The 23,617-nt window shown below is 28.9% G+C and carries 14 protein-coding genes and 1 other annotated feature; of the genes, 9 read left to right on the top strand and 5 right to left on the bottom strand.

Features of this window, described 5'->3' with window-relative positions; genetic code table 11:
* Positions 1-19: 19 nt before the first annotated feature.
* Complete coding sequence (locus AC4KN9_RS06455; protein ID WP_491017768.1) at positions 20-1,621, bottom strand: FAD-binding protein; 1,602 nt, start codon at positions 1,619-1,621, stop codon at positions 20-22.
* Between the two features lie 189 nt (positions 1,622-1,810).
* On the opposite strand from AC4KN9_RS06455, the gene AC4KN9_RS06450 reads away from it, so the two are divergent.
* From AC4KN9_RS06450 to AC4KN9_RS06440, 3 genes are read left to right on the top strand one after another with little or no spacing between them, the layout of a single operon-like run.
* Positions 1,811-2,950 carry an exonuclease SbcCD subunit D gene (locus tag AC4KN9_RS06450; protein WP_491017767.1) on the top strand — a complete coding sequence of 380 codons (1,140 nt, stop codon included), beginning with the start codon at positions 1,811-1,813 and terminating at the stop codon, positions 2,948-2,950.
* A complete protein-coding gene (locus tag AC4KN9_RS06445; RefSeq protein WP_491017766.1) occupies positions 2,937-5,693 on the top strand; it encodes an AAA family ATPase in 2,757 nt (918 codons plus the stop codon). The genes AC4KN9_RS06450 and AC4KN9_RS06445 overlap by 14 nt, the downstream gene beginning before the upstream one ends.
* A gap of 55 nt (positions 5,694-5,748) precedes the next feature.
* Entirely contained in the window at positions 5,749-6,702 is a 954-nt protein-coding gene (locus AC4KN9_RS06440) for an FUSC family protein (protein ID WP_491017765.1), read from the top strand.
* Positions 6,703-6,990: 288 nt separating this feature from the next.
* Here the strand turns inward: AC4KN9_RS06440 and dsdA are convergent, their stop codons facing one another.
* From dsdA to AC4KN9_RS06425, 3 genes are all read right to left on the bottom strand, one after another.
* Positions 6,991-8,319, bottom strand: a complete 1,329-nt coding sequence (gene dsdA, locus AC4KN9_RS06435) for a D-serine ammonia-lyase (RefSeq protein WP_491017764.1) — start codon at positions 8,317-8,319, stop codon at positions 6,991-6,993.
* Between the two features lie 93 nt (positions 8,320-8,412).
* Complete coding sequence (locus AC4KN9_RS06430; RefSeq protein ID WP_491017763.1) at positions 8,413-8,550, bottom strand: hypothetical protein; 138 nt, start codon at positions 8,548-8,550, stop codon at positions 8,413-8,415.
* A 58-nt stretch (positions 8,551-8,608) separates the two neighbouring features.
* Positions 8,609-9,334: a TMEM164-related integral membrane acyltransferase gene (locus AC4KN9_RS06425; RefSeq protein ID WP_491017762.1), complete on the bottom strand. Its 726-nt coding sequence runs from the start codon at positions 9,332-9,334 to the stop codon at positions 8,609-8,611.
* A gap of 138 nt (positions 9,335-9,472) precedes the next feature.
* On the opposite strand from AC4KN9_RS06425, the gene AC4KN9_RS06420 reads away from it, so the two are divergent.
* Positions 9,473-10,855, top strand: a complete 1,383-nt coding sequence (locus tag AC4KN9_RS06420) for a hemolysin family protein (RefSeq protein ID WP_491017761.1) — start codon at positions 9,473-9,475, stop codon at positions 10,853-10,855.
* Positions 10,845-11,711, top strand: coding sequence for a UTP--glucose-1-phosphate uridylyltransferase GalU (gene galU, locus AC4KN9_RS06415; RefSeq protein ID WP_491017760.1), 867 nt, complete (start codon positions 10,845-10,847; stop codon positions 11,709-11,711). The genes AC4KN9_RS06420 and galU overlap by 11 nt, the downstream gene beginning before the upstream one ends.
* 251 nt (positions 11,712-11,962) lie before the next feature.
* Here galU and AC4KN9_RS06410 read toward each other — a convergent pair whose 3' ends face one another.
* The gene (locus tag AC4KN9_RS06410) at positions 11,963-13,078 is read right to left on the bottom strand and encodes an FtsW/RodA/SpoVE family cell cycle protein (protein WP_491017759.1); all 1,116 of its coding nucleotides are present in this window, start codon (positions 13,076-13,078) and stop codon (positions 11,963-11,965) included.
* 170 nt (positions 13,079-13,248) lie between these two features.
* Here AC4KN9_RS06410 and nth point away from each other — a divergent pair, with 170 nt between their 5' ends.
* The 4 genes from nth (at position 13,249) to AC4KN9_RS06390 (ending at position 23,496) form a co-directional block, all read left to right on the top strand.
* Complete coding sequence (gene nth / locus AC4KN9_RS06405) at positions 13,249-13,830, top strand: endonuclease III (RefSeq protein ID WP_491017758.1); 582 nt, start codon at positions 13,249-13,251, stop codon at positions 13,828-13,830.
* Between the two features lie 46 nt (positions 13,831-13,876).
* Positions 13,877-14,079 (top strand) — a binding site (T-box leader).
* Between the two features lie 51 nt (positions 14,080-14,130).
* The gene (gene ileS, locus AC4KN9_RS06400) at positions 14,131-17,226 is read left to right on the top strand and encodes an isoleucine--tRNA ligase (protein ID WP_491017757.1); all 3,096 of its coding nucleotides are present in this window, start codon (positions 14,131-14,133) and stop codon (positions 17,224-17,226) included.
* A gap of 122 nt (positions 17,227-17,348) precedes the next feature.
* Complete coding sequence (locus AC4KN9_RS06395; RefSeq protein WP_491017756.1) at positions 17,349-17,492, top strand: hypothetical protein; 144 nt, start codon at positions 17,349-17,351, stop codon at positions 17,490-17,492.
* Positions 17,461-23,496 carry a G5 domain-containing protein gene (locus AC4KN9_RS06390; RefSeq protein WP_491017755.1) on the top strand — a complete coding sequence of 2,012 codons (6,036 nt, stop codon included), beginning with the start codon at positions 17,461-17,463 and terminating at the stop codon, positions 23,494-23,496. The genes AC4KN9_RS06395 and AC4KN9_RS06390 overlap by 32 nt, the downstream gene beginning before the upstream one ends.
* Positions 23,497-23,617: the final 121 nt, after the last annotated feature.

The raw sequence follows: 23,617 nt of genomic DNA, 5'->3' as shown, positions 1-23,617 counted from the left end.
ATACAGTAATTACAGCATTTTACCAATTAAAATCCAATTTTTTGATTAAAATAGGTAAGATTTGATTTATATCTCCAACAATTCCATAGTCAGATTCAGAAAATATCTTTGCGTGTTTATCCTTATTTATAGCTACTATATTTTTAGCACTTTTAATTCCGGACAAATATCTTTTGTTCCCGGAAAGTCCAAAAGCAAAATAAATATCTCCAGAAAAAGATTTATCAAAATCACCTATAATTCTGTCGCTAGGTAGCCATTCCAATTCCCTAGATATTGAGTGTGAACAAGTGAGTACCCCACCAATTTTTTCTGTGAATTTTTCTGCTGTATATATATTTTCTCTATCACCTATACCTAGACCAACGCCGACGGCTACATTTGCTGTTTTAATATCATCATATATATTAGTTTTTTTGTTCCTATTTATAAAAGGTTTGATTACATTGATTAAATCATCAATATTTTTATCCATATTTGGCGAGTTAAATATTATGCGTTTTCTTTTGATTTGAGGTTGCGATAATTCTTTTCTATTATTTTTATTTTCATCTTTGTCATCTATTAAAATCTTATAGATTAGTTTATCAATATTTTCAAAATTAGAACTATACATACTCGAAAGGTTAAAGTTAATAAGATTTTCATCAATTGTATCTCTTAAAAAATCAGAGTGTATAAGATTGTTGGCTATATTATACGCTAACAAATTAGAGTATGCAGATTCTTTTAAGGATTCAAGACCATTATTTTTCTTTTCTGCAGTGCTATAAATGTATATTTTACATGAGTCAATTTCTGCACCAAACTTTGCAAAAATATTTAAGAATTTCTCATCGATATATTCGTTGTTTTTCTTAAAAATATCTAATAACCCTTGATACAGATTAATTGATAAACCTAAATAATGTGCCGCAAGACTGAGATGTGAAGAAATTAATATGTTTTTAATAATGTTTTCTCCATCATTTTCAAACCCTAAAAGATTTTCCTCTGGTACAATTACATTGTTTAATTTAATGATGCTTTGATTATATAGTGAATCATTAGGTTTAGAAATGATTTCTACGCCCTCAAAGTCTTTTTCAATTATAAATGCAGAAAGATTTTTACTTGAAGTATCTAGTTTAGCAAAAATAAGAATAAAATCAGTATTAATTATATTGATACTACAAAATTTTTCTCCATCTAGAATATAATTATCTCCGATTCGTTTTGATTTAGTTGAAATATCTCTTAAATCAAGATTATTTTTCTTATCTAAAACAGCAATAGAAGCGAAAGCATTTCCACCGTCTACAGGATTGACATATTTAACAATCTGTTGTTTATTTCCAAATTTTAATAATGTAGATTCAAAAAGATAATTCTCGATTATTGATATTGAAATATTGGGATTTACTTTTGCTATTTCGATAATTGCTAGACAATGAAAAATAAAGTTTTTTGCACTACCGGCAAAGGCTTTTGGAGAGTGAAAACCTGAAATTTTTAATGATTTAAGACCTTCTAATAACTCCTTCGAAAGAGGAATATTAGGATTTGAAGCTATATTTTCTTCAGACCACTCTTTTATTATATTTTTGAACTTATTGTATCGCTCATTTAATGTATATAACATTTAATTTCCTTTCATTTTATTGGTAAATATAAAATTATAATTTTTATTATGTGTATAGTATACTTATATCATATATATCCATAATATCATAGATTACAATATCATTTAATATAAAAATACATAATTGGTTTTAGCATACTAAAAGTTATATATAGAAACATAATAATATAGAAATGAAAAGGAGTAAAAATGAAATTTTTACATTTGGCAGATTTACATCTTGGGAAAAATTTGAACGGATATAATTTGATTGAAGACCAAAAATATGCACTTGATCAAATTTATAAATTAATAAAAAGTGAAAATTTAAAATATGTTTTAATAGCTGGAGACATCTATCAAAACATTATTCCATCAGCAGAGGCAATGAATTTATTTGATGATTTTATCTCAAAATGTAATGATTTGGGGGTTAATACAATAATCATAAGTGGAAATCACGACTCATCAGATAGATTAGGTTTTGCATCAAAATTATTAAAAAAAGCAAACATCTATATATCTAAGCCATACGACGGTAATATTGAAAAAGTTAGTTTTAATGACGAATATGGTGTTATAAATTTTTATCTATTCCCTTATGTAAAACCTCATGATGTTAAACCCTATTTTCATGATGAAGAGATAACCTCATATAGTGACGCTGTAAGAATAGTACTGGATAGTATTGATATAAATGAAGAAGAAAGAAATGTGATTTTATCTCATCAATTTATCTTGAAAGCTGAAACATCAGAATCAGAAGAAATTTATGCAGGAATAGACGAGTCTGTATCGGATACCTTTTACGATAAATTTGACTATATTGCACTTGGACATATACATAAAAAGCAAAGTTTCTTAAATGGAAAATTAAGATATCCAGGAGCTTTACTGAAGTATTCTAAGTCAGAATCTAATTATGATAAAACTATATTAATAGTAGAGATGAAAGAAAAAGGAAATATATCTTATGATGAAAGAAAAATAGAATATTTACGTGATATGCGAGTGATTAAAGATTTTTACGATGAAATTATAAAAAAATCTAAAAATGACTTAAATAGAGAAGACTATATTCATATTGAATTATTAGATAAAGAAGAACAATATGAAGCACAGCAAATATTAAGAAATATCTATCCAAACATTATGACACTTAGATATATTAATCTAGAAACTGAAATTTTTGAATTTGATGAAAATAAACAAAAGTATAGAGAAATGAAACCTATAGAATTATTTGAGTTTTTTTATAAAAATGTAAAAGGAATAGACTTAGATGATGAAAAGAAATCTTTAATGGAAAAATCCATAGAAGAGATTTGGGGGAATAATGAAAATAATTAGCTTAAAAATGCAGGCATTTGGACCTTTTAAAAATGAAGAATATATTGATTTTTCAAAGTTAGGAGATAAGGGGATTTATTTAATAAGTGGAAATACAGGATCAGGAAAAACGAGTATTTTTGATGCAATATCATTTGCCCTTTTTGGATCTTCAAGTGGTGGCAATAGAAGTGATACAATGCTTAGATTTATAAGTGCTGACGCATACAAGGAAACTTTTGTAGAGTTAGAATTTTTATACAATCGTAAAAAATATAAGATTAAAAGAATACCAAGCTATGAAAGAGCTAAAAAAAGAGGAGAGGGAACAACTACGCAACCGCATAGTGTAGCCTTAACAATTGAGAATGGAAATATAATAAGCGATACCAAAGAGGTTAATGATTATATAAAAAAACTACTTCAAATAGATGCGAATCAATTCAGTCAAATAATAATGTTAGCTCAGGGAAATTTTATGAAGCTACTTAAGGCCAATAATGATGAAAAAGTGGAACTTTTCCGTCATATATTTTCCACGCAAAAATATCAAGTCTTAGAAACATATATTGGTGAAAAATATCGAGATAAAAAAGCGGAAAGAGATAAATTATTCCATAGAGAAGAAGAGATATATAATAATTTAAATATCCCAAAATATGAGTTTGAGAAATTTGAAGAAGTTAAAAAATATGGTGCAGGTAATGTTATATCATTTGTTGAGTCGATAATAGATGCTCATAAAGATAAGTCGGTTCAATTGCAAGGAAAAATAAAAGAGGTAGAGGAAAATTATACAAAACTAAATACAATTCATTCTAAAGTTTTAGATTATCATAAAACTAAAAATAAAATAAATATTAAGAAAAATGAGCTTTTCAAAGTTGCAGATGAATTTCAAAATGTAGAAATTAAATATAAAAAAATAGATGATAAAGAAAAAGAAAAGTCTACTCTTCAAGAGGCTATTAGAAACTTAAGACAGGATTTGGAAAAGTTTGAAAAATTAGAAAACATCAATAAAGCAAAAAAAAGCTTAATATCTATAAAAGAAGAAAACAATAAACAATTTCTAGAATTAATGGATAACGAAAGAAATTTTAAGAAGTTACTATTAGAACACGAAGTATATATAAAAGATAATGAGAATGTATTTTTAGAAAAGGAAAGATTAGAAAATAACCTAGAAAATAAATTAAATAAATCATTAGATATTTTAACTAAAATAATGAGTATTACAGAAAAAATAGATAAAAATATATGTGAAAAAAAAGCTAAAAATAAAATTTATGAAGAACTAAAAATTGAGATAGAGATATTAAAAAATGATTATGAAAATCTGGAAAGAATATTTTTTGAATCTCAAGTAGGTTTAATAGCACAAACATTGGAAGAAAATAAGCCTTGTCCAGTATGCGGCTCAACGCAACACCCTAATATCTATGTTTCAGAATTTGAAATTCCTAATGAAAATAAAGTTAAGAGTGCCAAAATAAAATATGAGGATAAAAAAGAAAAATTTAATCAATTAAAAAATAATATGCTTTTGTTAAATAATAGTATTGAATCAGATATTAAGATAAAAAATGAATTAATTTTAGAATTAAAAATATTTGATAAAAAAATTGACATCGAAAGTATTCAAGTTGAAAAAGATAATTTAGAGTTTAAGATTGAGTCTGTAAAAAAAGAAATAAAAAATTTATCTAATATTATAGAAAAAATAGAAAAATGTAAGACTGAAATGATTGATATTAAGGCTAAGACAGACGAAAATAATAAAAAAATAGAAAAAAATAAAGAGGAGTCTATTAGAGTTGAAGAACAAATCAAATCTCTTGAAAATCAAGAACAAGAAGAAAAGGCTAATCTAAAAGATTTAAATAAAGAGAATCTTAATAAAAATATGAAATTAAAGGAAAATTTTCTTATCGAGACAGAGACCTTTATAAAGGTGGTTAGAGAAGATTATCAAAATACAAAAGAAAAGTATACTAGTCTAAAAGCTGAAGTAAATACTTTAGAATCAGAATTGAATGAAGAATTTAATAAAAATGAAGAAGATATTAAAACTGAAATAGAAAGTTTGGAAAACGAAAAAAATAATCTACGTGCAGAGTTAGAGTCATTTAATATTTTAATCAATCAAAATTTATCTGAACTTAAAAAACTTAAAGAAATAGTAAAAAGAAAAGAAAATCTAAAAAAAGAATATAAAAATTATGGAGATTTATATAATGTTATTAGAGGGCAACTAACAGGCACAGAAAAGATAAGATTTGAAACTTTTGTTCAAATCACATATTTCGAAGAGGTGTTGATAGCTGCTAATAAAAGATTTTTTGATATGACTGAGGGGAAATTTAGTCTTAAACGAAAAGCTGAAGCTAGTAATCGTAATAAACAAACGGGACTTGAATTTGAGTTGATAGATCATTATAACAAAACGACACGTGATGTTAATACGCTTTCTGGTGGAGAATCCTTCCAAGCTTCACTGTCACTAGCTTTAGGATTATCCGATGTGGTTCAAAGTAAAGCGGGAGGTATAAAACTGGATTCGATGTTTGTAGATGAAGGATTTGGTACTCTTGATGCAGAAACTTTATCAAAAGTTATGAAGAGTTTAATGGACATAAGTCAATACAACAAATTAATAGGTATTATTTCACACGTAGATACGCTCAAATCACAAATAGATAAACAAATTATAGTGACTAAGAATAATGAGGGGTACTCACAAATAGATGAGGTAATATATTGATATATTCTAAATATATGTTATTATATCTACATTGATTGAATAATCGGAGAGGATAATGAAAATTAAAAGAATAGGCTTAGAATCACTTAAAACAATAATATCAGTTACATTATGTTTTATAATAACGGGAATATTTCCACAATTAAGTGCAGGTATGCTGGCGGCGGCAGCAACAACGGCAATAAATATCAGTATTTTTGATTCGTTCAGATCATCATTTGATAGAATAATGGCAAATGTAACAGCAATATTGCTTGCGTTTCTCTTACAAACTACAGGACAAGTAAATCCTGTTGGTGTGGCAGTGGCAATGCTTATACTAGTTATAGTTTGTAATGTATTTAATTGGCAATATGCTATAGGCTCCGCAACAATATTTTTTGTATTTGTATTGGAAGTTCCATATTTTACAAGTAGAAATTTCACTAATTATGCTATAAATAGAATTTTTGATACATTTATTGGTACTTTAGTAGGTCTACTAGTAAATACCTATATTTTAAGACCCAGACAAGAAAAATATCTTCTTCAAACATATAAAACAGCATATATACAAATTAGATTAGCTTTTAAGGATTTAATGGAAGTTGATAAATCAGTTGAGGAAATTGCACTTATAGATTTATTAACTAAAATTAATGAAAATTATAGAAATTTAAGAAATGACGTAAAGCTAAAAATGAATGAGAATATAAACACAATTACAATCTCAAAATTAAATAATTTATTTAGAATTGCTGTAAGTCTAATTATAGAATTAAATGATATGGAAGAAATTCCAAAGTTGACAGAAGAAAATAAAGAATTATTACTCATATTTTATAAAGGGGATTTTGAGAGAGAGTATTCTTCAAAGCTCCCGATAGATAGCGAATATTATACTAGATATAATTATGAAGTAACAAAAACTGTTCACACATTAGAGTCTATAGAATACAATATTAGAGAATTTTCTAAGATGTATGAAAAATTAGGAAAAAAATGGTATTTAGAAAGTAAAAAAATGTAAATTAAAAATCCGTTTTAGTTTTTAAACTAAAACGGATTTTTTCGATTGATTTCACCTACGTCTAAATATATAAATGGGTGAGAGTAACCATAGAGATTTAATATATTGACGATTAATATACTATTGACAGCTCAAAATAGTATGTTTGGTACTTCAATAAGTCGGTGACTTCTTATAAAGTAATTAGTAAGTCGGAGAAAGACTTACCAAAAGTAGATCAACTCCATGTATTTATAATAACATAATTTAATTTCTATAACTGTCAACAATATAACATAAAATTAATAATTATCTATTTAGATATTCCTGTATTATATCATCGGGAATCAAATTGCCACCGGTAGCCCAACAAATATGATTTATATTATCAACTTTATCTAATAAGTCATGTTTTTCTAAATATTTTCGCCCTTCCTTAAATTTAAATAAATCAATAGCACCTTGTATTGAAGCACATGATGATGGCTCAACTTTAACTTGTTCTAAATCTTTAAGTTTTCTTAAATGATCAAATAAAACATTATCCTCGCATGTGAAAATTCCGCTTAAAAGAGTTTCCATTGTATGCCCAGAAAACTTTGATGGTCTTGAAACTGATAAACCGTCAGCTTCAGTTATTCCGTCAATACCTAAATCATGGACAGAAACTTCAGAATGAAGTTTGGTTGAAGCACCGATTAAAAAGCTTGGGATGTGAGTTGTTTCCACGAAAAATGCGTGAACATTATCCCCCAATACTTTTCTAAAACCAAATGCAGCTCCACCTGAAGAGCCACCAACACCACATGGCATATATAAAAATAATGGATGCTCTTTATCAACTTTTATATTCATTTCCTCTAATTGTTTCTTTACTCTCAATGCTGAAACAGAATATCCCTTAAATAGTGTGGTAGACTCTTCATCATCTATAAAATAGCTATTAGGATCTTTGTTAGAAAGTTCTCTTGCTTTTTTTATCGCTAAAGAAAAGTTGCCATCATATTCGATTACTGTTGCACCTCTATCTCTTAGATGCTTTTTCTTCCAATCTTTTGCATCATTTGACATATGAACAATTGTATTAAATCCAAGAGCTGAACCCATTACACCAACGGAAATACCTAAATTCCCCGTTGATGCAACCTGTATAGTGTATTTAGAAAATAAATCTCTAAATTTTTCATCTGCGAATTGAGAATAATCTTTATTATCATCGATTAATTTGTTTTCTTTAGCTAAAATTTCAGCATAAACTAAAACCTCGTATAATCCACCTCTAGCCTTAATTGAGCCACAGACAGGTAAATTAGAGTCTAACTTATAATATAAATTACCTTTAAGACCGTATTTTTCTTTATATAAGCTCTCTAATTCTTTAATATGTTTTAATTCAGATTCTAATATTCCATTACTTTCCTTTACACCATCAATATTTCCAAAAAGTTTTACCATTAGTGGTGCAAATCTATGAAATCTATTATCGGCATCGATTATATCGTCCAAAGTAAATTCAATATTTTCCCAAGCTTCATTACCTTCTTTTCTATCAGGATTAATCCATAAAACTGGCTCTAAATTAGATACTTTAGTCAAAAGTTCTGGATTATACTTGATTATATTTTCTTTCGTATGCACTTATCTCCCCTTAGTAATTTTATAAAATAAAATTAGAGATGAATTCATCTCTAATCCTGAGTATTTATTATTAGTAATATATTACTATTTTTTTTAGTTATTGTCATCTTTTTTTGATTCCAAATCAGATTTTTCTTTTTTATCCTTGTGCTTGATGGTTTTCTCTTCTAATTTAGATTTTTCTTCTTGAATTTTATATTTTTCAATTTCATTTATAACTTCTCTATCCATAGTATGCTCCTTTATTATTTGAGTTACTATATTTTTACCCTTTTTTTAATTTATAAAACTAAATTCTTCTTTGTAGAATATGAGTAATTTTATAAATCAATATTAATCCAAAGTTAAATACAACCATCATTATAGCTGAATGAATAGCTGGTGAGTTAAATACTGAGAAATTCCCAGGTAATGCAAGAATATATCCATAATTTACATTAGGATACATTGGTCTTAATGAGAAATTTACTATCAGTAAAAAAACATTGAAAATATTTGTTACTATCAGTGTATTTTTTAAATCACCTTTGTTTAACTTAAATTTTTCTACAAACAGATAATAGAAAACTAACCATCCCATTGAAAGATGCACTAAAAAGAATTGGAAATTTGTATAATGTGGAAAACTAAATTTATACAAATCTGGTATGATTAAAGCCATTACTGCTCCCAATAGGGAGTAGAAAATGGTGATTGATTTCATTGTTCTATTTTTGTAAAATGCACAATAAATCAAAAACCATATTACAAGTCTACAATGATACAACGGAAAGCTCATATAGATCTTAAAATATCCATATCCAATTTGCCATGCGTAAAGTACTATCTGATCAATTAATAAAATTATAGCTAAACATTTAATTTTTTTTTTTGTTTTTTCGTTTTTCTCAAGTTTTGTTATTATAAAAAATACTCCTAAAAAAAATAAAGTGAGGATAGCTAGATGAACGGGTCCAAAAAGTTGAAACTTAAATCCATCTTCATTTCCTCTAAAAAAATTATTTAAAAAATTCATTTTTCCTCCTTCAACAATTATAATTTATTATAACAATAATTTAAATAGCAAATATTACAAAAATGTAGTGTTGTTCTAAAATTGAAGATTAATTGTTATAGTGCTATAATAGAAATATTAAATAATCATGGAGGAAATATGGATATACCATTAGCCGTCACGGAGGTTCCTCTCCAGAATGGCAATTTAACAGGGCAATTATTGCTCATTTTTATACTGACACTTATAAATGCTTTTTTTGCATCTTCAGAAATGGCAATAGTTTCAGTTGATAAAGCTAAGCTTAAACATGACGCAGATGATGGAGATAGGAAGGCATCTAGTCTGCTAGAACTATTAGAAGAACAATCAAAGCTATTATCAGTTATTCAAATAGCAATAACATTTGTGAGTTTTTATAATGTATCATACGCAGCATCAGGGATATCGTTAAGGCTAGCAAATTTATTTTTTGATATAAAAGTTCCATACGCAAATGTGATTTCTCAAATATTAATCACGATACTAATGACATTTATAACAATAGTTTTTGGACAGTCAATCCCGAAAAGAATTGCACTTGAAAAGAGTGAACAGATTGCAAGATTTTCAGTTGGAATAATAAAGTTTATTAACTTCATATTTAAGCCATTCGTGTATTTACTAACGTGGACGACATTTTTATCACTAAAAATATTTGGATTAGAAACAACAGATTTAGAAGCTAAAATTACAATAAGTGATATAAAATCAATGGTTCAACTTGGTCAATCACAAGGGGTTATTGATCAAATTGAAGGTGATATGATTAATTCGGTAATTAGCTTCGATGAAACATTTGCAGAAGAAATAATGACTCCCAGAACAGAAGTGTTCATGATTGATATAAATGATGATTTTCATCAATACAAGGAAGAGATGCTATCCTTAAAATATTCAAGAATACCAGTTTACGATGAAGATATTGATAATATTATCGGTATACTATATCTGAAGGATTTTCTTTTAGAATCTTACATAAGTGGTTTTGATAATGTAAATATAAGAAAGATAATTAAACCAGCTTACTTTGTTCCCGAAAGAAAAAATATAAACGAACTTTTCTCTGAACTACAGCTAAACAACAAGCATATGGCTCTATTAATAGATGAATATGGAGGTTTTGCCGGTATTGTTACAATGGAAGATCTAATTGAAGAAATAGTTGGAAATATAGATGATGAATATGATTATGACGAACCAGAATTAATTCAGATATCTGATGACATCTACAAAGTAAAAGCATCTATTCCCATTAAGGAATTTAACAACAAAACAGGCTCAAATTTAGATGAAGAAAGTGATGATTATGATACTATCGGTGGCTTAATAATATATCTTTTGGGATATATTCCTGAAGATGGAGAAAAGCCATTTATAGAAATTGATAATGTAAGTATACAAGTACTTGAAGTTAGCAACAAGAAAATTCAAGAAGCAGAGATAACAGTCTATGATGAATTTTCACATCGAAAAGATGAAGGAGAAAATAGTGAAAGTTAAAAAAGCAGTAATACCAGTAGCGGGATTTGGAACACGATTTTTACCATTTACAAAGGCAGTGCCAAAGGAAATGCTACCAATAGTTGACATCCCAACTATACAGATTATTGTTGAGGAGCTAGTTTCCTCAGGTATAGAAGAAATATTATTTATCACAAATAGGAATAAGCATGAAATTGAAGATCATTTTGATTATACGATAGAGCTTGAAAATTCGCTAAAATCTAATGGCAAGACTGAACTTTATGAGCAAACTAGAAGAATTGCAAATATGGCAAATTTTTATTATAAAAGGCAAAAAGAAACTAAAGGATTAGGACATGCAATTTTACAAGCTAAGGAATTTGTAGGAAATGATGCATTTGCAGTAGTTTTAGGTGACGATATAGTCTATAATCCTGATGAGGCTGCAATTGGACAATTGATCAAAAAATTTGAGGAATCAGAAAAAAATGTTGTGGGCTGTCAAATTGTACCTCACGATCAAATTAATAAGTATGGTTCTATCGAGGCCACTAAGATAGATGATAGAACATATGATATTCATTATTGTATTGAAAAACCAAATCCAGAAAATGCACCCTCTGATGTTGCGATTTTAGGGAGATATGTATTTACTAAGGAAATTTTTAAATATATTGAAGAAACAAAACCAGGTATTGGTGGAGAAATACAAATAACAGATGCAATCGATTCTTTAGCTAAAAATGAAGGTGTTTACGGATATATTTATGAAGGCAAGAGATATGATATAGGAAGTAAAATAGGTTTTTTAGAGGCTACAGTTGAGTATGCTTTAAGAGATAAAGAACTTGGAAGTAAATTTAGAGAATATTTAAAGACGATTAATTTATAATATTGGTATATTCTATTTTACGAATATTAAAATTAAAAAAAGAATATAATATAAGTACCACATTAAAAAATATGAAAATATCAATTTATATGATGTGAAAATGAAATAAATAGTTATTTTTTACTATATATAACAACAAGGATAAATATAAAATATAAGCAGAATGTAACCAATATACTTTGATTGACATTCTGCTTATATTTTTTTATTTAATTTCATTTATTGAATTATAAGATATTTAATTTATACATTTAAAAATCTAAACTTCGTTTGTGTGCACTTATTGATAGACAAATTCCAAGTAAAGTTAAATTTATAAGTTGAAATGTACCACCATTTGAAAAGAAAGGTAGTGGAATCCCGGTCACGGGCATTATTCCCATTGTCATTCCCATATTTTCAAAGATATGAATAAATAAAAGTGCTAGTACTCCAATAACAATTAAGGAATAAGAAAGATTATCTGATTTTTTCGAGATTCTAATCATCCGAGAAAATATTATAAAATACAGAAATATAGCAGCAAGACCACCAATAAACCCAAAATCTTCGACTAATACAGGAAATATAAAGTCTGTGTGTTGTTCGGGAATATATCTATTTTGTGAATAAGGGCCTTGCATATATCCTCGCCCTGTTAATTGTCCTAATCCTAGAGCGATTAATCCTCTATCTGTCTGATGTGTGGAGGTTGCCAAATTTCTTTCTGAAGAAACAGTAAAATCAATAATTCTTTGTCTAGCATAATCCTCTAAATTAAACCAAATTATTGGAAGTGCAATTATAGATACCAGTATAACGGTACCGGTCAAAACACCAATGTTTTTCCAGGAAATACCTGAGCAAAAAAACATAACTGTTACAACAAAGGCGAGAACTAAGGCTGAGCCTATATCTCTTTGTACAATAATTAGTGCTACCGGAAAATAACCTATAATCAAAAATTTAGCTATAAACATTTTAGTATTAACTTTTTTTTTGTTTTCTCCTATAAAAGAGGCTAAAAATACTATATGTAATGCTTTTGAAATTTCTGATGGTTGTAAATTGATAGGGCCTATTTTTAACCATAGATTAGCCCCCCAAGAAGCACCACCATATCCGAAAAATATAGTAGAAAGAATTAAACCTGCAGATATTATATATATTATCCATTTCATTTTAGCTAAAAATTCTAAATCAATCGTAAATATAAAAAACACAATAATAAATCCCGTGATAGTGGCAATTATCTGAGAAGTTATAGTCTGTCTTATTGGATTAATGGCTGAGTTTAGTACAAATAATCCAAATATTACTATTGTAACTATTGCAGCTAGTAATATGTAATCCATTTTTCTAAAGTCTTTTTTTGATAAATTAAACATTTAAATCTCCTGACAACTCGAACTTTGATAAATTTGTTAATTCGATATAATATATTATAGAATAAACTAAACTATAATTAAAGTTAAGATTGGAAAAATAATGAAAAATAAATTGACAAAAAAAGAAAAACTAGAAGCATTAGATATTTTATACGATCATTTTGAAGATCTTGGCGGAGTTAAATTATTCAAATGAATTTGAACTATTAGTTGCAGTTATGTTATCGGCACAATGCACTGATGAACGAGTAAATATTGTTACAGAAAAATTATTTAAAAAATATAGATCACCCAAAGATTATATACAAGTTGATGTAGAAGAGATACAAGAAGATATAAAATCGCTTGGATTGTATAAGACTAAAGCAAAAAATCTAAAAAAGACTTCTGAAATTATTGTATCTAAAATGGGAGGTAAGGTGCCATCAAATAGAAAAGATCTAGAGTCTTTGCCGGGTGTTGGAAGAAAAACAGCAAATGTAGTACTTTCAGTAGCTTTTGACACACCAGCAATAGCCGTTGATACACATGTACAGAGAACGGCAAATAGAATTGGTTTAGTAGAGTCTACAAATGTTAGAGAAACAGAAAAACAACTAATGGAATTAATACCTAAAAAAGATTGGTTTAAAGCTCATCATGCTTTAATTCTATATGGTAGAAGAATATCGACGGCAAGAAATCCAGATATAGAGAATGATCCAATAAAGCACATCAGTCTACATTGTAGAGGTATTTATAAAGGTAAATAAAATTGACAATTTTGCATAAAACATATATCATATAAGGTAAATAAAAATAAAATCTTTGAATAAGAGAGTAACTATATAGATATGCTAGAGAGGCTTTGGGTGGTGAAAAAAGCTCATTGAAATATAGTGAAAATCACTTATGAGATTAATTCTTAAATAAATAGGGAATTACGCCGACACAGCGTTACGTGAAAGAGGTTAATTAATATTAACGAATTTGGGTGGTACCACGTTTTTAACGTCCCTGCAATTTTGCAGGGATTTTTTAATGCCTAAATTTAAAATCAAAAGGAGAGTAATATGAAATTTGAACAATTATCAAATGATGTTGTAAAAAATAGAGAAGCGAAGATTTCAAATTATTGGAATGATATCAATATTTTAGAACAATCAACCGAAACTAGAAAAGATGGCCCTAGTTATGTATTTTATGATGGACCACCTACAGCAAATGGTAAACCTGGTATACATCATGTCATTTCAAGAACTATCAAGGACTTAACTGTTAGATATAAGACGATGAGAGGATACCATGTAGAGAGAAAAGCTGGATGGGATACTCATGGACTTCCTGTTGAAATTGAAGCAGAAAAGAAATTAAACTTAAATTCTAAAAAACAAATAGAAGAATATGGAATCGAGAAATTTAACGAGGTGTGTAGAGATTCAGTTTTCACTTATAGTGAAATGTGGAAGGATATGTCAGACAGAATGGCGTTTTTAGCCGACATGGAAAATCCGTATATAACGCTTAAAAATCACTATATCGAGACAGTCTGGCATTTAATTGATGATTTCAACAAAAAAGATTTACTTTACAAAGGTGCTAAAATCTTACCATATTGTCCAAGATGTGGTACGGGGCTTGCTTCACATGAAGTCTCTCAGGGATATAAAGAGATTAAATCGCAAACAGCTATTGCAAAGTTTAAGGCAAAAGATGAAGAAAACACATACTTCTTAGCGTGGACGACTACTCCGTGGACATTACCTTCAAATGTGGCTTTAACAGTGGGACCTGAGATTGACTATGTAAAAGTTAAACAAGATGATAATTTTTATTACGTAGCAGAAAAATTAGCTACTAAAGTACTTGGTGAAGATTACGAAGTTTTAGAAAAATATAAAGGAAAAGACTTAGAATATATGGAATACGAGCAGTTGCTTCCTTTTGTAAAAGTAGAAGAAAAAGCATTTTTTGTAACACTTGCAGATTATGTTTCCATTGAAGATGGTACAGGTATAGTTCATACTGCTCCTGCATTTGGTGAGGATGACTATCAACTAGGTAGGGCGTATGGTTTACCCATGATAAATCCAGTTTCTGATGAAGGAAAATTCACAACAACTCCTTGGGAAGGCAGAGAAGTTATGGAGGCAGATCTCGATATAGTAATACATCTAGGAAAAGAAAATAAAATATATTCAAAACAAAAAATGGAGCACAATTATCCTCATTGCTGGAGATGTAATACGCCTTTAATTTACTATGCAAAACCATCATGGTATCTAGAAGTAACTAAAAAGAAGGATTTAATGATTGAAAACAACAAAACGGTTAATTGGTTCCCTTCATACACAGGTGAAAAGAGATTTGGTAATTGGTTAGAAAACTTGAAAGATTGGGCGATATCCAGAGAAAGATATTGGGGGACGCCTTTACCAGTATGGGTTGATGAAGACGGTGACTTTATAACTGTTGGTTCAAGAAAAGAATTGGCAGAGTTAGCAGTAGAAGAAGTAAATCCAGAAACCATTGAATTACACAGACCTTTTGTAGATGAAATACATTTAAAAAATCCTAAAAATGGGAAAATAATGACTAGAGTACCAGAAGTTTTAGATGTGTGGTTTGACTCTGGAGCAATGCCATTTGCTCAAAATCATTACCCATTTGAAAATAAAGATAATTTTGAAAGACTATTTCCAGCAGACTTTATCTGTGAAGGTATCAATCAAACAAGAGGTTGGTTCTACACTTTAATGGCAATTTCTACACTCTATAAAGGAGTTGCTCCTTATAAAAATGTAGTAGCTAATGATCTCGTGTTAGATAAAGAAGGAAAGAAAATGTCTAAGTCGAAAGGAAACACATTAGACCCATTTGAAATGTTTGATAAATATGGTGCTGATGCAGTGAGATACTATTCAATGTATGTGTCACCAGCGTGGGTTCCTACGAGATTTGATGAAGCGGGATTAAAGGAAGTGGATGCGAAACTGTTTAGAACTTATAGGAACATTTATTCATTCTTTCAACTTTACTCAAATACTGACAATATAAATCCAAGAGAATTTTTTGTCGAATATAAAGATAGGTCAGAAATTGATAAATGGATACTTTCAAAATATAATTCATTAATAAAATATTACGATGAACAAATGGAAATCTTTGAATATACAAATGTCGTGAGAGCTATTCAAGAATTTATAGTTGAGGATTTTTCAAATTGGTATATTAGAAGAACTAGAAGAAGATTCTGGCAAGCTGAAATCAATACCGATAAGAAGGCTGTATATAATACAACATATGAAATTTTAGTTGGAGTGACTAAATTATTAGCTCCATTTACACCATATATTACGGAAGAAATTTATCAAAAATTAGTTGGAGATACATCAGTGCATCTAACTTATTTACCAAAGTTAAATGAAAATCTAATAGATCAAGAAGTAGAAGAACAAATGGATCTTGCCAGAAGGATTGTTACACTTGGTAGAGCTTCTAGAGAAGATGCATCAATTAAAGTTAGACAACCACTTTCAAGAATATTAATAGATAATAAATTTAAGGAAATGTTAACTGGTGTTATAGATTTACTTAAAGAAGAGTTAAATATCAAAGACGTTGTATTTAATGAAGATTTATCAAAATATATGCAATATGAACTAAGACCTAATTTTAAGGTTGCAGGTTCAATTTTAGGTAAAAAAATTGGTGCATTAGGAAAAGAACTTAAAAATGTCAATCCAAAAGAATTTATTGAAAAATTAGAAAATGGTACGGTGATGCTAAATCTTCTAGGCGAAGAAACTGAAATCGAAAAAGACTTTGTAGAAATCAGAATTTCAAGTAAAGAAGGTTTTGACATTACTATGGATAAAAATCTTTTTGTAATACTTGACACAGAACTTTCAGCCGAATTAATAGATGAAGGTTACATGAGAGAATTTATTTCTAAAATACAACAAATGAGAAAAGCTAATGATTTTAAAGTTACTGATGAAATTGAAATTTACTTTGAAAGTGACGATGAATTGTTTGATTCCTTAAATAAATTTAGTGAAGAAATAAAGAAGGAAACTCTAGCCACAAAACTTGAGAGAAAAGAACTAAACACTAAAGAAATCGAATTAAATGATAAGTTTATAAAAATTAAATTGGAAATAATATAAATATATCATAACAAAGAAAATACATTTACAAATATGTGTTTTTGTAGTAAACTATAGCAAGAAAATTAATATATATATTAATTTTGACAAAAAATTAGTAACTTATTTAAATAGGAGGGAAAATGGATGATAAGAAAAAAATAAATAAAAAATTTATTTTAAATACCATCAAGAAATTTACAATTAGTGCCTTAGTTGGTGCAATGTTAATTAATTCAAGTGCATTCACGGTAAATGCCCAAGAATCAAGGGGGGGGGGTAGATAGACAAGCTACCCAAGGTGTAGAAAACACCAATCAAGCTGATACTGACGTAGCAGTACAAAAACCTGATGGAGATGGAAAAGTAGTTTTTGAAAAAGACGGATTTAGATTTGAATTAATAGATGATGTTGAAGCAAATAAACAAGAAAAATATAACGGGGAATATGTTAGTGAATGGCGTCATAAAAGATTGAATATAAGTTATACAGGTAATGAAAATATTGAAGACGCTACATTAAAATTATCACTTCCTAGAGAAGTATCTAATAAAAAAGAAAATGAAAGTCACTCAAATGCGATTCAATTTAGATTGAATAATGTTGAAGATACTAAATCTTATACTAAAGAGAATAATCAGTATATTGAAATAAATGAAAAAAATATAACTTCAGGTTATAGCCGTTCAATTCCTCTTGAGTTTAGCACAGATTCATATGCCAAACTAGTTGAGAACCTAAGAGTAACACTAAGCAAAGTAGATGATAAACTTATAGACACTAAAATGCAAGTGGAACAAAAAGGACTGCTTAAATTAACAGAAGCAGATTTAATTAACACTACCTTAAAATTTTATGGTTATGCTGCCTTTCAGGATTTAAAACTAGACCATCTTGGATATCAAGATTTAAATCCAGATGACCCTACTATAAAACGTGTAGATTTACGTTTAGAATTTAATTCAAAATTTAGAGGTAATGATGCACATAAAGGACCAGCATATGTATCTAATATTGAATCTGAAATAAGATTTCCTTCTGAATTTAAGGAAGTTACAATAGAAGATTTAAAATCGGAATATAATACAAAAAAAATAAATGCAACAACATACAATGTAGAATTTAGTAAAATAGTGCATAAAAACGATTCTTCAGAATATGAGTTAGATTTAACTATCAAAGATATTAAACATTCGGGAACGGATCCATTAGTTGAAAATCCAGAGCAATATGTTAATAGGGATAGACTGCATTCATATTCATCGCCTCCAAGAAACAAATATAAAACACTTAGCGTGTCAGCATCAATTTTTGGACAAACTATAAATTATGAAGATAAATTTCATTGGCTATTCAGAAATACAGGTCTAAAAGAACCCAATAAAATTGAAAACTCAAATTTTGATGATGATATAGTATTTCCATCTATAGAAAGACTAAAAAAAGAATATAAAAAAAATCCAGAGATACTATCAGATAGATTCTATAGTCTAATATTTGTTAAAAAAGGTAGAAATAATGAACTTACACTTACTAATATTAAAAAAGAAATTACCATGCCTACAGATAGTGAAAATAAACCACTATTCAAGGTAAAAAGTATATCTTTTGTTGACAAGTTTAAAGAACTAATTAAAGATAAAGATATTATTGTAAAAATAAATGATACAGTATTAAATAAATCTACTGAAAAAGAAGCTTTTTATGAAAATACATTGAGTGACGCTGCATCGAAGTATACTATTGATATAAAATTTGCAGAACCTATAAATTTACCTAAATCTAAAGATAATGATTATTTTGGTTATATTAGAGTAGATTATGATGTAGTCGACATAGATAAAGCGGAACAATTCTTTGATAATCCTACAAAAAAAGAGACTTTTCAAAAGATAATTGTCGATAAATCATCTGTATATAATAACGACAAAAAAGAGGATGACGATTCTACAAATATATTATCTTTACTAATAAGAACAGGGAAATTACAAGATTTAAGAAGTGGAACGAAAGATTACGATACACATAATAAATTATCATTTAATGAGTTGAATCAAACTATACAAGTTAGTAACGATGCTTTAGACGTTGGTTTTAGAGTTCAAGATAAATCAAGAAGCTATACTGATTCATTTAGATTTCATGATAAAGATAAAGAACATTATAAAGATGAATATAATATTGGTAAAGTAACCATGAAAGCAGAAGTAACACCAGGTCTTGAAATTGACTATTCTGAATTTAAGAATATCGAAGGATTTTCATATACAAAAGAAACTGTAGGCGATAAAACTGTATACACCGCTACATTAACTAATGTAGATGCATATAAAGCGTTTTCTGATGATGATGTTGATGGTAATTTAGTAGGTAAGATTTTAAGAGCACCTATCACTGCTACAGAAGGTATATTTAAAGGGAAACAATATTCATCAGTAAATCTTGAAGCCAAATATAGCGTATTTGTAGAAGATACACCTGATAAACTTGAAGTGCCTGATACACTAAAAAAAGGTAGCGAATTATCTAAAACATTTACTGGTCAACTTGTTTTACCACAAGGACTAAGTGTAGAGCATTCATTCTCAAACTTAGATGAAGCCAACTACAAAAAGACTGATACTGTAGGTTCGGTACTTCACAATGAAGATGTCTATCTAAAAGCATCATTTATTAACCTAGATGGTACAGTACAAGAAAATAAAGGATTTATATTCTTCCTACCAAGAAAAAATGGATATACATTCACTGGCTCTCAGACAAATGAGCATGATGTGTATTTGAAAGAATTGCCACAAAACGATAACTACAATGTCTACTATACAACAGATACATTAGGTGAAAGTAGTACGCATGATAGCACTACATGGATACAAGTTACCAAGCAAAACGATGCCCTTAATTTACAAGATATTACAGCAGTTAAACTAGAGCGTAAAAGTCCACTTCCAGCATATACAGTTGATGATATTAAACTTAAAGTATTAACACCTAATGAAGACATTGGATATGATGTAGACTTTAAGTCATATGTAAGCTTGTATGATACAAAAACAAAAGTGGTATCAGCTCCAAATGTATCTACATTTAAGATTGCACCATTAAAAGCAGTTACAACTAATGTTTCGATACCTCAGGGAGAAAATGTAACTGAAGATCCAGCAGTACCAGAAGGTAAACAAAGAGTAACTGAAGGTCGTGATGGTAATATTGCAACAACAAAACACTACAAACAAAGAAATGGTGTAATAGTTGATGAAGATAATCCAGTGAGAGTAGATGAACCAGTAAGAAAAGATCCAGTTGCTAAAGAAATAGTAAAAGGTACAGGGGTATTACCAACACTTGCCGTAAAAGAAGACTATGTAAATGATGCTACAAACAAAGTAAGTGTAAAAGTTGATGATGCAAATACTCAAAAAACAAGCGTTAAATTCTATAACGAGGCTGGTCAAGTAGTTGATAAAGAAATAAACGCCCTACAATTAAAATATGGGACAACTCTTGATGAATTAAAACAAATGCTTTATGCAAATGATAAAAATACTGGAGATATCGATTTATCACGTGTGACACATACATTTAAGGACGACAACAATCCATTTACTGACAATAAAGCAACAAAAGTTGGAAGTGGATATAGCGTGACATTTAAGCTTGTTGATGAGCATATGACTGATAAATTTACAGAACTAACCGTACCATTTGAAGTACTAGAAGCAGATAGAGTATTCTTACCAAAAGAAGATATAGCATTTAATCAAAAAAATGAAACCACTGAAAGAAATCAAGATGGTAATTTAATAACTTATGTAGGTAACGTAGAAAATAAAACTGAAGCAATACCAATGCAAACTATCTACAAAAAGCTATACAAACAAGATGGTACACTAGCAGATGGTATTACTAAAGACGAACTTCCAGAAGACTTAGCATTTGGACAAAGCTATGTGAAAAATGAAGGAAGTGAAGGAACAAAGAAAATTAAAGTAACTTATGAAGTAAATCCAAAAACTGGTGAAACTACAAATCCTAGAGAAGAAGTAATAAGTGAAACTACAAATCATAGAATAGAGTATGTAAATAATCGTCAAATGATTACTGAAACTGATGATTTCTCAACACGCTATGAAGCAGATGATACACTAGACTTCAAACAAGAAAAAACAAAGACTGAAGGTAAAAACCGTATTAACAAATACTATGAAATATATCTAATGGATGATAAAGGTAGTGTATTTAAGCCTGAAGAATCACCAAATAAAAAAGATATAGACGGACTATCTGAAGTTAAGAAGATTACAATTGAAAATCAAACTTTAGAAGAAAAAGTAGTTGGTGTAGGTAATATTGAAACCACAAAAACCCCAATCGACTTTAATACAACTTATCAACCAAAAGAAGATTTAGCATTTGGTGAAAAGAAGGTATTAGTAGAAGGGAAAACAGGTACTGAAACAATTAAATACCAATATGATGTAAACCCACAAGATGGTTCACTAAGCAATAAGAGAGAACAATCACGTGAAACAGAAGAAAAAGCTAGAGATAAAGTATTTGGTGTAGGTAATGTAGAAAATAAAACTGAAGCAATACCAATGCAAACTATCTACAAAAAGCTATACAAACAAGATGGTACACTAGCAGATGGTATTACTAAAGACGAACTCCCAGAAGACTTAGCATTTGGACAAAGCTATGTGAAAAATGAAGGAAGTGAAGGAACAAAGAAACTTAAAGTAACTTATGAAGTAAATCCAAAAACTGGTGAAACTACAAATCCTAGAGAAGAAGTAATAAGTGAAACAACAAATCATAGAATAGAGTATGTAAATAATCGTCAAATGATTAATGAAACTGAGAACTTTACAACACGCTATGAAGCAGATGATACACTAGACTTCAAACAAGAAAAAACAAAGACTGAAGGTAAAAATCGTATTAACAAATACTATGAAATATATCTAATGGATGATAAAGGTAGTGTATTTAAACCTGAAGAATCACCAAATAAAAAAGATATAGACGGACTATCTGAAGTTAAGAAGATTACAATTGAAAATCAAACTTTAGAACAAAAAGTAGTTGGTGTAGGTAATGTAGAAAATAAAACTGAAGCAATACCAATGCAAACTATCTATAAAAAGCTATACAAACAAGACGGTACACTAGCAGATGGTATTACTAAAGACGAACTTCCAGAAAACTTAGCATTTGGACAAAGCTATGTGAAAAATGAAGGAAGTGAAGGAACAAAGAAACTTAAAGTAACTTATGACGTAGATCCAAAAACTGGTGAAACTACAAATCCTAGAGAAGAAGTAGTAAGTGAAACTACAAATCATAGAATAGAGTATGTAAATAATCGTCAAATGATAACAGAAACTGACAACTTTACAACACGCTATGAAGCAGATGATACACTAGACTTCAAACAAGAAAAAACAAAGACTGAAGGTAAAAACCGTATTAACAAATACTATGAAATATATCTAATGGATGATAAAGGTAGTGTATTTAAGCCTGAAGAATCACCAAATAAAAAAGATATAGACGGACTATCTGAAGTTAAGAAGATTACAATTGAAAATCAAGCTTTAGAACAAAAAGTAGTTGGTGTAGGTAACATTGAAACCACAAAAACCCCAATCGACTTTAATACAACTTATCAACCAAAAGAAGATTTAGCATTTGGTGAAAAGAAGGTATTAGTAGAAGGACAAACAGGTACTGAAACAATTAAATACCAATATGATGTAAACCCACAAGATGGTTCACTAAGCAATAAGAGAGAACAATCACGTGAAACAGAAAAAGCTAGAGATAAAGTAATTGGTGTAGGTACTAAAAAGGTAGAAGAAGTCACACTAAATCATGGACATCAAGAAACTACCGATAACCTATTAACTAAGGGAGAAAGAAAAGTAATCCAAACTGGTAAAAATGGACTTGTAAAATACACATATAAATATGTGGTAGATCCAAGTACAGGGAAATTTACTGGAAGAGAAGTTCTTGAGAGAGAAGTGTTAGAACAAGCACAAGATGAAGTAGTTGCAGTTGGAACATTTGAATCAAGTAAGGGACAACCAGAAACTCAGGAAACACCTAAAGAAACAGAAGGTGAAACATCAAAAGAAACAGAAGGTAATACACAAAAAGAAACATCAAAAGAATTAAAACCTTCAAAACCAGAAAATCCAGGTACTGGAGATGCAGGAATTGCAGGAGCAGTACTAGTTATGGTAGCATCAGCTGCAGCATACCTAGGACTTAGAAAAAGAAAATAGTTTAAGATAAAGAAGTTGCTTGAGAGTAGAGTAAATCTATTCTGAGCAACTTTTTTCTTTTTGTTATTTAAAACAGCCTAAATATGATTTAACGATATATTAGATTACTTTCTTGTCACAT

This window comes from Helcococcus sp. SA-HE-C1 (assembly GCF_985670335.1).
The sequence above is the reverse complement of the archived record's forward strand: the minus strand, read 5'-3'. Positions and strand labels throughout refer to the sequence as shown.

Excerpts from the sequence above, each read along its gene's own strand:
- AC4KN9_RS06455 (WP_491017768.1), bottom strand. The coding sequence starts at position 1,621 with ATGTTATATACATTAAATGAGCGATACAATAAGTTCAAAAATATAATA.
- AC4KN9_RS06450 (WP_491017767.1), top strand. The coding sequence starts at position 1,811 with ATGAAATTTTTACATTTGGCAGATTTACATCTTGGGAAAAATTTGAAC.
- AC4KN9_RS06445 (WP_491017766.1), top strand. The coding sequence starts at position 2,937 with ATGAAAATAATTAGCTTAAAAATGCAGGCATTTGGACCTTTTAAAAAT.
- AC4KN9_RS06440 (WP_491017765.1), top strand. The coding sequence starts at position 5,749 with ATGAAAATTAAAAGAATAGGCTTAGAATCACTTAAAACAATAATATCA.
- AC4KN9_RS06430 (WP_491017763.1), bottom strand. The coding sequence starts at position 8,550 with ATGGATAGAGAAGTTATAAATGAAATTGAAAAATATAAAATTCAAGAA.
- AC4KN9_RS06425 (WP_491017762.1), bottom strand. The coding sequence starts at position 9,334 with ATGAATTTTTTAAATAATTTTTTTAGAGGAAATGAAGATGGATTTAAG.
- AC4KN9_RS06420 (WP_491017761.1), top strand. The coding sequence starts at position 9,473 with ATGGATATACCATTAGCCGTCACGGAGGTTCCTCTCCAGAATGGCAAT.
- AC4KN9_RS06410 (WP_491017759.1), bottom strand. The coding sequence starts at position 13,078 with ATGTTTAATTTATCAAAAAAAGACTTTAGAAAAATGGATTACATATTA.
- ileS (WP_491017757.1), top strand. The coding sequence starts at position 14,131 with ATGAAATTTGAACAATTATCAAATGATGTTGTAAAAAATAGAGAAGCG.
- AC4KN9_RS06395 (WP_491017756.1), top strand. The coding sequence starts at position 17,349 with ATGGATGATAAGAAAAAAATAAATAAAAAATTTATTTTAAATACCATC.
- AC4KN9_RS06390 (WP_491017755.1), top strand. The coding sequence starts at position 17,461 with ATGCCCAAGAATCAAGGGGGGGGGGTAGATAGACAAGCTACCCAAGGT.